We start from the raw sequence: 14,654 nt of genomic DNA on the forward strand, positions 1-14,654 counted from the left end.
GAGGAAGACGCACGTGTTTGAAAGCCTGCTGAAAGACCAGGCCAACGTTACCCTTGCCAGCGTGCCCGACGGGGCCGAAAGCTATGCGCTGGCCCGTATTCTGGCGGAAAGCGGCAGGAAGGGCCTTGCCCTGGTCTTCGTCGCCCGCGATGCCACGCGCATGCAGATGGTCGCAGATGCGCTGAAGTTTTTCGATCCCGGCGTCGACACCCTGCAGCTTCCCGCCTGGGACTGTCTTCCCTATGACCGCGTCTCCCCCAATCCGGCCATCAGTGCGCGCCGGTTGCTGGCGCTCGGAGCCCTGGCCCACGGCCTTCCGCAAGATCGTCCGACCGTCCTTCTGACCACGCTCAATGCCGCGCTCCAGCGCATGCCCGAGCGAAGCTGGATGGCGAAGCAGACCTTTGCCATGGCGCCCGGCAACCGGGTCGATATGGCGGATATTGCCGCGTGGCTGGAAATGAACGGCTTTTCCCGGACGCCGACCGTTCGGGAAACCGGCGAATACGCCGTTCGAGGCGGCATCGTCGACCTGTTCTCGCCCGGTTCGGAAGAACCGGTTCGGCTCGACTTCTTCGGTGACACGCTGGAATCGATCCGTTCCTTCGATCCGGAAACCCAGCGGACGTCGAAGCAGCTCAAGCGCCTCGATCTCGTTCCCATGAGCGAGGTGGTCCTGACCGAGGAGGCAATCTCCCGGTTCCGCCGTGCCTACCTCACCAGTTTCGGCGCCGCCAGCCGGGACGATGTGCTGTATCAGTCGATCAGCGACGGCCGGCGCTATGCCGGCATGGAACACTGGCTGCCCCTGTTTCATGAAAAGCTGGAAAGCCTGTTCGATTACATCGGCGATACCCCGCTTGTGCTCGATACAGCGGCGGCCGATGCCATCCGGGAACGTCTGGACCAGATCGGCGAGCATTACAGCGCCCGGCAGGAAGCGCGGGAGGCTGGCAGCACTGCCGGGACCGTACCTTATATGCCGGTTGCGCCGGACGCGATTTATCTGACCCGGGACGAATGGACGGCCAGCGTCGCCGATACGGCAAGTGCTGCCATGGATCCGTTCATGCCGCCACCGGGGCAGGGCAGGCAGGTCATTGACCTGGCCGGCCGTCAGGGCCGGTCCTTTGCCGCCGAACGGGCCGCCGGCGACGTCAATATCTTCGATGCGCTTATCACGCACGTCAAAGCCCTGCAGAAGGACGGCAAGCGGACGGTGATTGCCTGCTGGTCCTATGGGTCAAGAGACCGCCTCGGCCAGATCCTGGGCGACCACGGGCTCGGCGCGACTCGCGATATCGAGACTCTGGCGGATGCCCGCGAACTGCCGGAGAAGACCACGGCGCTTTGCGTGCTCGGCATCGAACACGGGTTCGAACTCGCCGACATCGCCTTCATCGGCGAGCAGGACATTCTCGGCGACCGTCTTGTGCGCAAGAGCCGGCGCAAGGCCAAGGGCGCCAATGTCATCACCGAGGCGACCGGCCTTGCGGAAGGCGACCTGGTCGTCCACGTGGACCACGGTATCGGCCGGTTCATCGGCCTGAAGACCATCGAGGCCGTCGGCGCGCCGCATGACTGCCTGGAGCTGCAGTATCACGGCGGAGACAAGCTTTACCTTCCCGTTGAGAACATCGAGCTCCTGTCACGCTACGGCTCCGATGAAACCGATGCCCAGCTCGACAGGCTCGGCGGCGGCGCCTGGCAGGCGCGCAAGGCGAAGCTCAAGAAGCGTATTCTGGAAATTGCCGACGGCCTGATCAAGACGGCCGCCGCCCGTGCGCTCAAGACCGCACCCGTCGTTGAAACGCCGGAAGGCGTCTATGACGAATTCGCCTCCCGTTTCCCTTACGAGGAAACGGACGATCAGCTCACCGCCATCGATTCCGTCTTCGACGATCTCGCCTCCGGCCGGCCCATGGACAGGCTGGTGTGCGGCGACGTCGGTTTCGGCAAGACCGAGGTGGCGCTCAGGGCCGCCTTTATCGCCGCCATGTCCGGCCGGCAGGTCGCCGTCGTTGTGCCGACGACGCTGCTCGCCCGCCAGCATTACAAGACCTTTGCGGAACGCTTCCACGGCCTGCCGATCAACGTTGCTCATGCCTCACGTCTTGTCCCGGCGCGGGAACTGAGCAAGACGAAGGCCGGGATCGCCGACGGTTCAGTTGATATCGTCATCGGCACCCATGCGCTGCTCGGCAAATCGATCAAGTTCCGCGACCTCGGGCTGCTGATCATCGACGAGGAGCAGCATTTCGGGGTTAAGCACAAGGAGCGGCTGAAGGAACTGAAGTCCGACGTCCATGTGCTGACCCTGTCCGCGACCCCGATCCCGCGCACGCTGCAGCTCGCCCTGACCGGCGTCCGCGAACTGTCCCTGATTGCCACGCCGCCGGTCGACCGTCTTGCGGTGCGGACCTTCGTTTCCCCGTTCGATCCGCTGGTGGTGCGCGAGGCGCTGCTGCGCGAGCATTATCGCGGCGGCCAGAGTTTCTACGTCTGTCCGCGGGTTTCCGACCTGGCCGAGACCAAGGCGTTCCTGGACGAGAACGTGCCGGAGTTGAAGGTCGCCGTCGCTCACGGCCAAATGCCGCCGGGCGAACTGGAAGACGTCATGAACGCCTTCTACGAAGGCAAGTACAACGTGCTTCTGTCGACCACCATCGTGGAATCCGGCCTCGATATCCCGACCGCCAACACCCTTATCGTCCACCGGGCCGACATGTTCGGCCTGGCCCAGCTTTATCAGCTTCGCGGCCGCGTCGGCCGGTCCAAGACCCGCGCCTATGCGCTGTTCACCGTCCCGGCCAACAAGATGCTGACGACGACCGCCGAACGCCGGCTCAAGGTGCTGCAATCGCTGGAAACCCTCGGCGCCGGCTTCCAGCTCGCCAGCCACGATCTCGATATCCGAGGCGCCGGCAACCTGCTCGGCGAGGAACAATCCGGCCACATCAAGGAGGTCGGTTTCGAGCTTTACCAGCAGATGCTGGAGGAAGCCGTGGCCCAGCTCAAGGACGGCGGTGCGGACATGGGCGAGGAACACTGGTCGCCGCAGATCAACATCGGCACGCCGGTCCTGATCCCGGAAGACTACGTGCCCGACCTGCAGCTGCGCCTGCAGCTTTACCGCCGGCTGGGCGACCTGACCGAGGCCGAGGAAATCGATGCCTTCGGCGCGGAAATGATCGACCGTTTCGGCCCGCTGCCCGAGGAAGTCGGCCATCTTTTGAAGATCGTCTTCATCAAGGGCCTGTGCCGCAAGGCGAATGTGGAGAAGGTCGATGCCGGTCCGAAGGGGATCGTGGTGACCTTCCGCAACAACGAATTCGCCAATCCGGCAGCGCTCGTCGGTTATATCTCGGAGCAGGGGGGCCTGGCCAAGATCCGGCCGGACCAGAAGATCGTACTCACCCGCGACTGGGAGAAGACCGACGACCGGCTCAAGGGCACGGGGACGGTGCTGACCAAGCTGTCACGGCTGGCGGCGGCGTGAGGCCGTTCCCGGGCGGTTACAGGAGTGGAGATCAGTTCAGACCCATGACTTGGACTGGTCCCAGCCTTCCTCGCCGATCAGAGGCACGAAGCAGACCCCGCCGAGATCTTCCTCGTCGAAGTCCTCTTCGCCCGTCCGGGTGACCCGGACAAGCCGCTGGTTCCAGGAGGAGGGGCCGACGGGAACGACAAGGCGGCCGCCGACCTTGAGCTGGTGCTTCAGATGTGCCGGAATGGTCGGGCCGCCGGCAGTTACCACAATGCCGTCATAGGGTGCATCTTCCGCGTATCCGAGCGTGCCGTCGCCGCAGATGACCTTGATGTCCTCGTATCCTGCCGCCTTCAGGTTCTCCTTCGACAACGCGACGAGCTCCTCGATCCGCTCGACCGTGACGACCTCGGCGCCGGCTTCCTTGAGAACAGCCGCCGCATAGCCGCAGCCGGTCCCGATCTCCAGAACCGTCTCTCCGCCCCTGAGCTTCAGGGCTTCGGTCATGAGGGCGACGATATAGGGCTGGGAAATGGTCTGGCCCTGACCGATCGGCAGGGGTCGGTCCTCGTAGGCGCTGTAGATGTGAGACGGGTTGACGAAGAGATGACGGCGGACCGTCCTCATGGCGTCAAGCGTCTTCGGATCGCTCACGCCCCTGTCGGCGATCTGCTCCTCGACCATGCGCAAACGTTCGCTCTTGAATTTTTCTTCCAGGTGTTTTCCGGCCATTTCCACTCGGCCTCCCGGCCAGCTTTCGCCTTTAAGCAGTATAAAACCAAGGGACAGCTTACGGGAATTCCAAGCAGAACGAATATGTGTTTTTACGGGCAATCCGGAACGAAGACCGGCTCATGTCAATCGCCCTGGACGGCGTCCGGACCGTGTTTTCGATCCACAATCGATGGAAGTTTATTCCGCTCATAAAGGGACTGTTAAGGCTGGTTACGGCATCCTGTCGGAAAGAGGCCCGCAGTACAGAGTCCAAGGTCCCAACGTGTCCGCTACCACACGTCAGCGCAAACAATCCTTTGTCCGCCGTTTGATTATTCCGGTCATGGCCCTGTCGGTCCTGGCCTATTTCGGCTTTCACGCCCTCAATGGTGAACTCGGCCTTGTCGGCCGTGCCCGGATCGAACACCAGATCGGCGATCTGGAGAAGCAACTGGATGTTCTGGTTGCCCAACGTAAGGCGCTCGTCGCCAAGGTCAGCCTGCTGCGTCCGGAAAGTCTGAATCCGGATATGGTTGACGAACGGGCCCGTCTCAATCTTAATCTGGTACACGTCAATGAACTGGTGATATTGCGGCCCGGGAACAGCTATCAGAAAATGAACTGATATCCTGTTAAGTATAGAAAATAAACAACAATTCAGTTAATCAATAAAATACACATAAAAACAATAAGATAACTGAAGCTCGCAACCCCATATCATTGTCTTGGAACGTCTAGGGCGACAGGTTATTCTCCGCAAACCTGTCTTAAGGTAAACGTCTCGCCGAGAAGAGGGATATGGCTGCTACGAAAAAGTCATCTGCCGGCACCAGCGCAAAAAGCGCAGGCCGGTCCCGCGGAGCCGCTAAAACGGCCGCTCCTGCGATCGCCGAATTCGACAAGGATCAGGAACTCCACGCCTACCGGGAAATGCTCCTGATCAGAAGGTTCGAGGAAAAGGCCGGCCAATTGTACGGCATGGGCCTCATAGGCGGCTTCTGCCACCTCTATATCGGCCAGGAGGCTGTCGTCGTTGGCCTGCAGATAGCCAAGAAGGACGGCGACCAGATGATCACCGGCTATCGGGATCACGGTCACATGCTGGCCATGGACCTCGACCCGAAAGGCGTGATGGCCGAGCTGACCGGACGCCGCGGAGGCCTGTCGAAAGGCAAGGGCGGCTCCATGCACATGTTCTCCAAGGAAAAGCACTTTTATGGCGGCCACGGCATCGTCGGCGCCCAGGTGTCCCTTGGAACCGGTATCGGCTTTGCCAACAAGTACCGGGAAAACGGTAATGTCGCGATGGCCTTCTTCGGCGACGGCGCTTCCAACCAGGGCCAGGTCTACGAGAGCTTCAACATGGCCGAGCTCTGGAAACTGCCCGTGATCTACGTGATCGAAAACAACAAATACGGCATGGGCACGAGCGTGGCCCGCGCATCCGCCAACACCGATCTGTCCCAGCGCGGTTCGTCGTTCGGGATCCAGGGTGAGCAGGTCGACGGCATGGATGTCCGCGCTGTCGCGGCTGCCGGCGAAAAGGCTCTGGAATGGTGCCGGTCCGGCAAGGGGCCGTACATCCTTGAAATGATCACTTACCGCTACCGCGGCCACTCCATGTCCGATCCGGCGAAATACCGCTCCAAGGACGAAGTCCAGAAGATGCGGACCGAGCATGACCCGATCGAACAGGTCCGGGCGCGACTGATCGAGAAGAAGTGGGCGACCGAAGACGAGTTGAAGGCGATCGACAAGGATGTCCGCGCGGTCGTCGCGGAAGCCGCCGAATTCGCCCAGACCGATCCCGAGCCGGATCCGTCCGAACTCTACACCGACATTCTGCTCTAATTCGGGGGGAAACCATGCCGATCGACATTTTGATGCCGGCCCTCTCGCCGACAATGGAAGAGGGCAAACTCGCCAAATGGCTGAAAGCCGAAGGCGACACCGTATCCGCAGGCGACGTGATCGCCGAAATCGAGACCGACAAGGCGACCATGGAAGTGGAAGCCGTCGACGAGGGCACCCTTGGCAAGATCCTGGTTCCGGAAGGAACCGATGCGGTCAAGGTGAACGAGAAAATCGCCATTCTCTTAGGTGAAGGCGAAGACGCAAGCGCGATCGATGCTGCCGCGAGCGCTCCCGCGCCTGCTGTTGCACCCGCCCCGGCCGCCGAATCCCCGGCTGCGGCAGCGCCGGTTCCGGCAGCCCCGGCCGCGTCCAAGCCCGCCGATGATCCGGAAATTCCGGCCGGAACGGCCATGAAATCCTCTACCGTGCGTGAAGCCTTGCGCGACGCCATGGCGGAAGAAATGCGCCGCGATCCGGACGTTTTCGTCATGGGTGAGGAAGTCGCCGAATACCAGGGCGCCTACAAGATCACGCAAGGGCTGCTCGACGAGTTCAGCGCCAAGCGGGTTATCGACACGCCGATCACCGAACACGGCTTTGCCGGCCTCGGCGTCGGCGCGGCCATGGCGGGCCTGAAGCCCATCGTGGAGTTCATGACCTTCAACTTCGCCATGCAGGCGATTGACCAGATCATCAACTCCGCGGCCAAGACGCTTTACATGTCCGGCGGCCAGATGGGCGCGCCGATCGTGTTCCGCGGTCCCAATGGCGCTGCGGCCCGCGTCGGAGCCCAGCACTCCCAGGACTACGCCTCCTGGTATGCCCATGTTCCGGGCCTGAAGGTGATCCAGCCCTATTCTGCGGCAGACGCCAAGGGCCTGCTCAAGGCCGCGATCCGCGATCCGAACCCGGTCATCTTCCTCGAAAACGAAATCCTCTACGGCCATTCCTTCGAGATCCCGGACATGGACGATTTCGTTCTGCCGATCGGCAAGGCGAAGGTCGAACGGGAAGGGACGGACGTGACCCTGGTCTCCTGGGGAATCGGCATGACCTACACCATGAAGGCTGTCGACGAACTGGCCGGCATGGGCATCTCCGCCGAAGTGATCAACCTGCGCACCATCCGCCCGCTGGACATCGATACCGTGATTGCCTCGGTACAGAAGACCGGCCGCATCGTGACCATCGAGGAAGCCTTCCCGATGTGCTCGGTGTCTTCGGAAATCGCCTGCCAGGTGCAGGAGAAGGCCTTCGACTATCTCGATGCCCCGGTTCTTCGGGTGACCGGCAAGGACGTTCCGATGCCCTACGCCGCCAACCTGGAAAAGCTGGCGCTGCCGAACGTCCAGGAAGTCATCGACGCGGTCAAAGCCGTCACCTACACGGCCTAAGGCGAGAGGGAGGCAGTTATGCCAATCAACATTACGATGCCGGCGCTCTCTCCGACCATGGAAGAGGGCAATCTGGCCAAGTGGCTGGTCAAGGAAGGCGACGAGGTTTCCGCAGGTGACGTGATCGCCGAGATCGAGACCGACAAGGCGACCATGGAAGTGGAAGCCGTCGACGAAGGCACCGTCGGCAAGATCGTCGTGCCCGCCGGAACCGCCGGTGTGAAGGTCAATGAACTGATCGCCGTTCTTCTGGAAGAAGGCGAGGATGCAAGCGCGATCGATGCAAGCGGCGGGTCATCGGCGGCGAAGCCCGAAGCGGAAGCCGACAAGGCGCCCGCAGTCCCGGAAAGTTCATCAGCCATCGAGGTGGGGGCAAAAGCTGTGACCGATCCGGTGCCTGCCCCCAGGACCGCCGATGGCGGAAGGATATTCTCATCGCCACTGGCACGTCGCCTGGCGCAGCAGAACGGCCTTGATCTGAAAGCGATCTCAGGAACAGGCCCGCATGGCCGCGTCGTCAAGCGCGACATCGAAGCAGCACTTGCCTCCGGTACCGGCAAGGCTGCGCCTGCAGCCGCCCCGTCCGCCGCTGCAGCGGCGCCGGCAATGGCAACCGGCCCGTCCACCGATCAGGTTCTGAAGCTGTTCGAGGAAGGCTCCTATGAGCTGGTCCCCCACGACGGCATGCGCAAGACCATTGCCCGCCGGCTGGTGGAATCCAAGCAGACGATCCCGCATTTCTATGTCTCGGTAGACTGCGAGCTGGATGCTCTGCTCGCCCTGCGCGGTCAGATCAACGGGTCTGCGCCGAAGGACAAGGACGGCAATCCGCTCTACAAGGTCTCCGTCAACGACATGACCATCAAGGCCCTGGCGCTCGCCCTGCGCGATGTGCCGGACGCCAATGTCTCCTGGACAGACGAGGCCATGGTCAAGCACAAGCACTCAGATGTCGGTGTCGCCGTGTCGATCCCCGGCGGCCTGATCACGCCGATAGTGCGCAGCGCCGAACTGAAGCCCTTGTCCGTGATCTCCAACGAAATGAAGGATTTCGGCAAGCGGGCCAAGGAACGCAAGCTGAAGCCGGAAGAATACCAGGGCGGCACCACAGCAGTCTCCAACATGGGCATGATGGGCGTGAGGGATTTCGCCGCTGTCGTGAACCCGCCGCACGCCACGATCCTGGCCGTCGGCGCCGGAGACAAGCGCGCGGTGGTCAAGGGCGACGAAATCACGATCGCGACCGTCATGACCGTGACGCTCTCCACCGACCACCGCTGTGTCGACGGCGCGCTCGGCGCGGAACTTCTGGCGGCCTTCAAGGGCTACATCGAAAACCCGATGGGCATGCTCGTCTGAGCAGCGAAACACGACTGCGCGGCCCGAAAGCGGGCCGCGCCGTTTCCCCATTCCAGATTTCAAGGGAAGAACGATGGCCGACACCAATTACGACGTCATCATCATCGGTTCCGGACCGGGCGGTTACGTGACCGCGATCCGGGCCTCGCAGCTCGGGCTCAAGACGGCCATCGTGGAGCGCGAACACCTCGGCGGCATCTGCCTCAACTGGGGCTGTATCCCGACCAAGGCGCTGCTGCGCTCGGCCGAGATCTACCACTACATGCAGCATGCCAAGGACTACGGTCTGAGTGCCGACAACATCTCCTTCGATCCGGCTGCGGTGGTCAAGCGCTCGCGGGGCGTCTCCGGTCAGCTCAACGGCGGCGTCGGCTTCCTGATGAAGAAGAACAAGGTCGACGTGATCTGGGGCGAGGGCAAGATCACCAAGGCCGGTGAAGTGACCGTCTCCAAAGTCACCAAGAAGGCCATGGAGCCGCAGCACCCGGTGCCAAAGGGCGTCAAGGGCGAGGGCGTCTACAAGGCCAAGTACATCATCGTCGCAACCGGCGCACGACCGCGGGTCATTCCAGGGATCGAACCGGACGGCAAGGACATCTGGACCTATTTCGAGGCCATGGTGCCGCCCTCCATGCCGAAGTCCCTGATCGTCATGGGCTCCGGCGCCATCGGCATCGAGTTCGCGTCCTTCTACAAGACCATGGGCGCCGATGTGACCGTCATCGAGATGATGCCGACCATCATGCCGGTGGAAGATCCGGAAATTTCCGGCCTCGCCAAGAAGCAGATGGAAAAGCAGGGCTTGAAATTCCTTACCGATGCCAAGGTCTCCAAGGTGGTCAAGGGTGGCGGCAAGGTGACCGCCACGGTCGAGACCAAGGACGGCAAGACCCAGGAAATTTCGGCGGAGAAGATGATCTCCGCCGTCGGCGTCGTCGGTAATATCGAGAACCTCGGTCTTGAAGCTCTCGGCGTGAAGACCGACCGCGGCTGTGTGGTGATCGACGGCTACGGCCGCACCAATGTGACCGGCATCTATGCCATCGGCGATGTCGCAGGCCCGCCCATGCTCGCCCACAAGGCCGAGCATGAAGGCGTCATCTGCGTGGAAAAGATCGCCGGCAAGGACGTCCATGCCATGGACAAGTCGATGATCCCGGGCTGTACCTACTGCAATCCGCAGGTCGCTTCCGTCGGTCTGACCGAACCCAAGGCCAAGGAAGCCGGCTACAAGGTCAAGGTCGGCCGTTTCCCGTTCATGGGCAACGGCAAGGCGATCGCGCTCGGCGAGCCGGAAGGTCTGATCAAGACCATCTTCGACGAAAAGACCGGCCAGCTTCTTGGTGCGCACATGGTCGGGGCGGAAGTCACCGAGCTCATTCAGGGCTTCGTGGTCGCCATGAACCTGGAGACCACCGAAGAAGACCTGATGCACACCGTGTTCCCCCATCCGACGCTGTCGGAAATGATGAAGGAAAGCGTGCTTGACGCCTATGGCCGGGTTCTGAACATCTGATCGGAAAGTTCCGGCGAGCCAGATGGTTGCCGGAGCTGCCATTTCGAAATGGTCTCTGGCGGACTGTCATGATGTGCTGCTAGGCTTTCCTCATTTCCCGTTTCAGGAGAAATGTCATGGATGCAAAGAACATTCTGATCTGGTGCGTGATCGGCCTCGTCGCGGGTTGGCTCGCCAGTTTCATCGTCGGTGGCGGTGGCCTCGTGCGCTATCTCCTGACCGGCCTGGTCGGCGCCTTCGTCGGCGGTTTCCTTGTCAAGGCGACAGGAATCAACATCAACCTCGGCAACGCCTGGGTCAACGAGATCGTGGTTGCCGCGATTGGCGCGATCGTGGTGGTGCTGATTGCCAGGGTTTTGGCCTGACACGGAAAAAGGATGGCCGTTCATGGGATTTATCCTCTGGATCATCATCGGCGTGGTGGCCGGCGCCATCGCGCACAGGGTGCTCAACAGCCGTGGCGGCTTTCTGGGAAGCCTCATTGTCGGGCTGGTCGGCGCGCTGCTCGGCGGCGAACTGGCCCACATGTTCCGTCTGAACGTGACCGGCGGGCCGCTGGATCAGCTTGTCGTTGCGACCCTGGGTGCGATCCTGTTTCTGTTTCTGTGGAAGAAGCTCTTCAGCTAAGAGGCTGTTTTCAAAAGCCCATGACAGACAGCAGGAAGCCTAAGTGACCGACATCCCACCCTTGCAAGACTATCCGGCCAGAGCGACGGACAAGCTGCGCTATTGCGATACCGACCGGCAGGGCCACGTCAACAATGCCGTCTTTTCCTCCTTTCTGGAAACCGGTCGGGTGGAAATCCTGCATGGTCCGAACGGGGAGGTCGCAGATGAGGGCGCGGCCTTTGTCATCGCCCGGCTGGAGCTTGATTTTCTCGGCGAGGTGACATGGCCCGGAAAGGTGGAGATCGGGACCGCGGTGCTCGATACCGGGCGCAGTTCCGTCACCCTCGAACAGCTCGTGTGCCAGAACGGCAATCCGGTCGCCCGGGCGAAAACCGTGATTGTGCAAATGAACGAAACGACCCGGAAATCGCAGCCGCTGTCCGGGAAAGCCCTCGAACAGTTTCACCGCTTCAGGAAACAGGGTGTTTCCGCATAGCAGCCTTGCGGTGAACCACTTGACCTTTCCGCGTAATAACGACACTTAAGACCCATGGTTACGATCGTCGACACACTCTCGAAAACCGCCGACACACGCGATGAACGGCCCCGCCATCCTGAAAAGGCGCACCGGCCCGACAATCCGGTCCAGCGCAAGCCGAAATGGATTCGCGTCAAGGCGCCGACATCGCCGGTCTATCGCGAAACGCAGGATCTGGTCCGCAAGAACAATCTCGTGACCGTGTGCGAGGAGGCCGGCTGCCCGAATATCGGCGAATGCTGGTCCAAGAAGCATGCCAGCTTCATGATCCTGGGCGACACCTGCACCCGCGCCTGCGCCTTCTGCAACGTGCGCACCGGCATGCCCGGTCCGGTCGATCCGAAGGAACCGGCCGGCATTGCCGACGCCGTCGCCCGCATGGGGCTGGAACATGTCGTGATTACGTCCGTCGACCGGGACGATCTCGACGACGGTGGAGCCCGTCATTTTGCCGATGTCATCCGGGCGATCCGGGACGTGTCGCCGAAGACCACCGTGGAGGTTCTCACCCCGGACTTCCTGCGCAAGGACGGCGCACTGGAAATTGTCGTCGAGGCGAAGCCTGACGTCTTCAACCACAATCTGGAAACCGTACCGTCCAAATACCTGACGGTGCGTCCCGGCGCGCGCTACTTCCATTCGATCCGTCTGTTGCAGCGGGTCAAGGAACTGGATCCGTCCATGTTCACCAAGTCCGGCATCATGGTCGGTCTCGGTGAGGTACGGAACGAAGTTCTTCAGCTGATGGACGACCTGCGCGCGGCCGATGTCGATTTCCTTACCATCGGCCAGTATCTGCAGCCGTCGAAGAAGCACCATCCAGTCCTGTCCTTCATCACGCCGGAAGAATTTAAAGGCTATGAGCGGATCGCCTATGCCAAGGGCTTCCTGAAGGTATCCGCCAGCCCGCTGACGCGCTCGTCTCATCACGCCGGCGAGGATTTTGCCGAATTGCGTGCGGCCCGCGCCGCCAGGCTCGGATACTGACAGGGTGGTGTGAACGGATTTCATGCCGAGCTATTCTTCCATCCACAAGGTCAATCACAGCGCGGCTGACATGTTCAATCTCGTGTCGGACGTGGAGCGTTATCCGGAATTCGTGCCCTTGTGCCAGGCGCTGCATGTCAGGGGCCGCAAGGACCTGGGCAAGGGCAGGGAAGTCCTCGTCGCTGACATGACGGTTGCCTACAAGCTGTTCCGGGAAACCTTTACCAGCCGGGTGGAGTTGCGGCCCGACGAGAACACGATCCTCGTGGAATATCTCGACGGTCCATTCAAACATCTCGAAAACAAGTGGACGTTCGCCGACCGCGGCGATGGGGCCTGCGATGTCGGGTTCTATATCACCTATGAATTCAAGAGCCGTACGCTCGGATCTCTGATGGGCGTCATGTTCGACAAGGCGTTCCGGAAATTTTCAAGCGCCTTCGAAGCCCGGGCAGACGAAGTCTACGGCGTTTGACCTGCCACCGGGCGCATCAGTCCTGTTTGAAATGTTTGAAGGCTTCGCTGATCGTTCGAAGGCGGCTCGACTGCATGTCGACGGGAGCGGCATTATCGCGCGCCTTGAGAACCTCGTGCTTTTTCAAGCCGAGATCCTCAAGACGCACGTAGTGCTCGGGGTCCGCGCAGTAAACTTCAGGTTTCTTGTTGATTTCATTGATGATCACGAGGTGGCGGCCGGCCTCGGCTTCCCGTTCCGTCCAGGCGATGGTGCTGCGTGTCACCCAGAAGGACGTGTCGCAGTAAACCGCCTTGTGATAGCCGGTTTCCGGACGGGTCAGGATTTCCTGAATACCGTTGAAGTTGCCGCTGGGGTCAAGGGAGCGGATATAGTAGTCGCCTGCCGGCGCCGACAGCTGAGCTTGTGCGCTGACGGTCATCAACAAAAACAGGACGACTGCTCCAATCTTGACCATGGGACTTCCGCTTCAAAAGACGGTTTCCTTATCGCTCCCATGCGATGCGGAAACGATTAATCATTGATTGAAGCAGAGAATTGTTAACCCTGCCTTTTCAGGATGATCGGCAATTTAATTAATTGCTGTGATACGTGCCTGCGCCGCGCTTGGTCTTGTCACCGCGCTGGAAGGACTTGCTGACCGCCTGGAATTTATTAACCCGGGTGATCTCGCTGCCCTCGGAGAGAACCACAATATAGGGATCCACAGTCACGCCGATATCTTCGAGGGTGACATAATCGGTCGGGCGTTCGCAAATCGGCCGCCAGCCCTTGCCGCGATTGAATTCGACCCGAACTTCGTGGGAGTTTTCCATTTCGAGCTGGGTCCAGGCGACGGTCACGGGGCGGACCCAGTAACTGCGTCCGCAATATTGGACCTGGGTCAGGCCATCCGCTTCTCTCAGGAAAATCTTGTGGCTGCCGAGAAACATGCCGTCATCGCCACGCGAAATCATGAAATAATCAATGGAACCGGTCGCATTGCCCGCATGCGCGAGACTGCCCGTTACGGCAAGCGCGGCCGCCATCATCATGACTCTCAGCATTTTATTTCCCACATAACATTGTGGAGTTCAGGACAGAACCGGTCATGGTCTGCCCGTCCGCTCTCGTCTAGTAGGCACCATAGATGGCAAACTATCTAGATATTCCTCACGCAAACGGTGAAATTTGATTGCAATTTTAACCTTTGTGGCGAAAGGAAGGAAAACGGCGGAAATTCGCGGTTTTTCAGAAAATCTTTCAGGCGAAGTCTGCGGAGAAATCGCGTTTTTATTTCCGGAATGCGTTGCCGATAGCACTGAACCGGGTGGCCAGGGGCTCAGGCTCACCGATTTCGTCCGTCACGTCTCCGGGCGCAATCTCAATGCCCAGATCCTTCAATGTGACCTGTTGTTCGGGCTGCTCGCAAATCGGACGCCAACCTTTGCTCCGGTTGAATTCAACCCGCACTTCTCTCCGCCTTTCGACTTCAAGCTGGGTCCATGCAACCGTATAGGGCCGCACCCAGTATTCGCGATTGCAATAGGTCACGAGGCGTAAACCCGGCGAAGGCCGATGAAATATCTTGTGGCTGCCGACGAACTCGCCATCGGCATTGCGGGAAATGAGATAGAAATCGCCTGGTTGCGGCAGCCCCTGGGCGTTGGCCGAAACAGGCCAGATCGCCGATAGCAGCACTAGGATCGCCAGTCGTTTCATTTCCCGTTCCAATGGTTCCG

15 protein-coding genes are annotated in these 14,654 nt (G+C 60.7%); 11 read left to right on the plus strand and 4 right to left on the minus strand.

What is annotated here, in order from left to right:
• Window positions 1-13: 13 nt before the first annotated feature.
• A complete protein-coding gene (gene mfd / locus HK439_RS05725) occupies window positions 14-3,499 on the plus strand; it encodes a transcription-repair coupling factor (RefSeq protein ID WP_190290424.1) in 3,486 nt (1,161 codons plus the stop codon).
• Between the two features lie 36 nt (window positions 3,500-3,535).
• Here mfd and HK439_RS05730 read toward each other — a convergent pair whose 3' ends face one another.
• Entirely contained in the window at window positions 3,536-4,219 is a 684-nt protein-coding gene (locus tag HK439_RS05730) for a protein-L-isoaspartate(D-aspartate) O-methyltransferase (protein ID WP_190290425.1), read from the minus strand.
• A 172-nt stretch (window positions 4,220-4,391) separates the two neighbouring features.
• Between HK439_RS05730 and HK439_RS26640 the strand changes: the two genes are divergently transcribed.
• From HK439_RS26640 to HK439_RS05780, 10 genes are all read left to right on the plus strand, one after another.
• The gene (locus tag HK439_RS26640; protein WP_209011580.1) at window positions 4,392-4,826 is read left to right on the plus strand and encodes an FtsB family cell division protein; all 435 of its coding nucleotides are present in this window, start codon (window positions 4,392-4,394) and stop codon (window positions 4,824-4,826) included.
• Between the two features lie 173 nt (window positions 4,827-4,999).
• Window positions 5,000-6,052 (plus strand): pyruvate dehydrogenase (acetyl-transferring) E1 component subunit alpha, encoded by a 1,053-nt coding sequence (gene pdhA, locus HK439_RS05740; protein WP_190290426.1) that lies wholly within the window; start codon window positions 5,000-5,002, stop codon window positions 6,050-6,052.
• Window positions 6,053-6,066: 14 nt separating this feature from the next.
• Window positions 6,067-7,449 carry a pyruvate dehydrogenase complex E1 component subunit beta gene (locus tag HK439_RS05745; RefSeq protein ID WP_190290427.1) on the plus strand — a complete coding sequence of 461 codons (1,383 nt, stop codon included), beginning with the start codon at window positions 6,067-6,069 and terminating at the stop codon, window positions 7,447-7,449.
• Between the two features lie 18 nt (window positions 7,450-7,467).
• Complete coding sequence (locus HK439_RS05750; RefSeq protein WP_190290428.1) at window positions 7,468-8,808, plus strand: pyruvate dehydrogenase complex dihydrolipoamide acetyltransferase; 1,341 nt, start codon at window positions 7,468-7,470, stop codon at window positions 8,806-8,808.
• 73 nt (window positions 8,809-8,881) lie between these two features.
• Window positions 8,882-10,324, plus strand: a complete 1,443-nt coding sequence (lpdA, locus tag HK439_RS05755) for a dihydrolipoyl dehydrogenase (protein ID WP_190290429.1) — start codon at window positions 8,882-8,884, stop codon at window positions 10,322-10,324.
• Window positions 10,325-10,440: 116 nt separating this feature from the next.
• Window positions 10,441-10,689, plus strand: coding sequence for a GlsB/YeaQ/YmgE family stress response membrane protein (locus tag HK439_RS05760; RefSeq protein ID WP_190290430.1), 249 nt, complete (start codon window positions 10,441-10,443; stop codon window positions 10,687-10,689).
• Window positions 10,690-10,711: 22 nt separating this feature from the next.
• Window positions 10,712-10,951 carry a GlsB/YeaQ/YmgE family stress response membrane protein gene (locus HK439_RS05765; protein ID WP_190290431.1) on the plus strand — a complete coding sequence of 80 codons (240 nt, stop codon included), beginning with the start codon at window positions 10,712-10,714 and terminating at the stop codon, window positions 10,949-10,951.
• Between the two features lie 43 nt (window positions 10,952-10,994).
• A complete protein-coding gene (locus HK439_RS05770) occupies window positions 10,995-11,429 on the plus strand; it encodes a thioesterase family protein (protein ID WP_328804109.1) in 435 nt (144 codons plus the stop codon).
• A 54-nt stretch (window positions 11,430-11,483) separates the two neighbouring features.
• On the plus strand, window positions 11,484-12,458 hold the full coding sequence (lipA, locus tag HK439_RS05775; RefSeq protein ID WP_190290432.1) for a lipoyl synthase: 975 nt from the start codon (window positions 11,484-11,486) through the stop codon (window positions 12,456-12,458).
• Between the two features lie 22 nt (window positions 12,459-12,480).
• Window positions 12,481-12,933 carry a type II toxin-antitoxin system RatA family toxin gene (locus HK439_RS05780; protein ID WP_190290433.1) on the plus strand — a complete coding sequence of 151 codons (453 nt, stop codon included), beginning with the start codon at window positions 12,481-12,483 and terminating at the stop codon, window positions 12,931-12,933.
• Between the two features lie 16 nt (window positions 12,934-12,949).
• Here the strand turns inward: HK439_RS05780 and HK439_RS05785 are convergent, their stop codons facing one another.
• The 3 genes from HK439_RS05785 to HK439_RS05795 all read right to left on the minus strand — a co-directional run bounded on the left by HK439_RS05785 (window position 12,950) and on the right by HK439_RS05795 (window position 14,634).
• Entirely contained in the window at window positions 12,950-13,390 is a 441-nt protein-coding gene (locus tag HK439_RS05785) for a hypothetical protein (protein WP_190290434.1), read from the minus strand.
• A gap of 118 nt (window positions 13,391-13,508) precedes the next feature.
• Window positions 13,509-13,979, minus strand: a complete 471-nt coding sequence (locus tag HK439_RS05790; protein WP_190290435.1) for a hypothetical protein — start codon at window positions 13,977-13,979, stop codon at window positions 13,509-13,511.
• A 226-nt stretch (window positions 13,980-14,205) separates the two neighbouring features.
• Complete coding sequence (locus HK439_RS05795; RefSeq protein WP_190290436.1) at window positions 14,206-14,634, minus strand: hypothetical protein; 429 nt, start codon at window positions 14,632-14,634, stop codon at window positions 14,206-14,208.
• Between the last annotated feature and the right edge of the window lie 20 nt (window positions 14,635-14,654).

Source organism: Roseibium aggregatum (genome assembly GCF_014692675.1).
Lineage (GTDB): Bacteria > Pseudomonadota > Alphaproteobacteria > Rhizobiales > Stappiaceae > Roseibium > Roseibium aggregatum_C.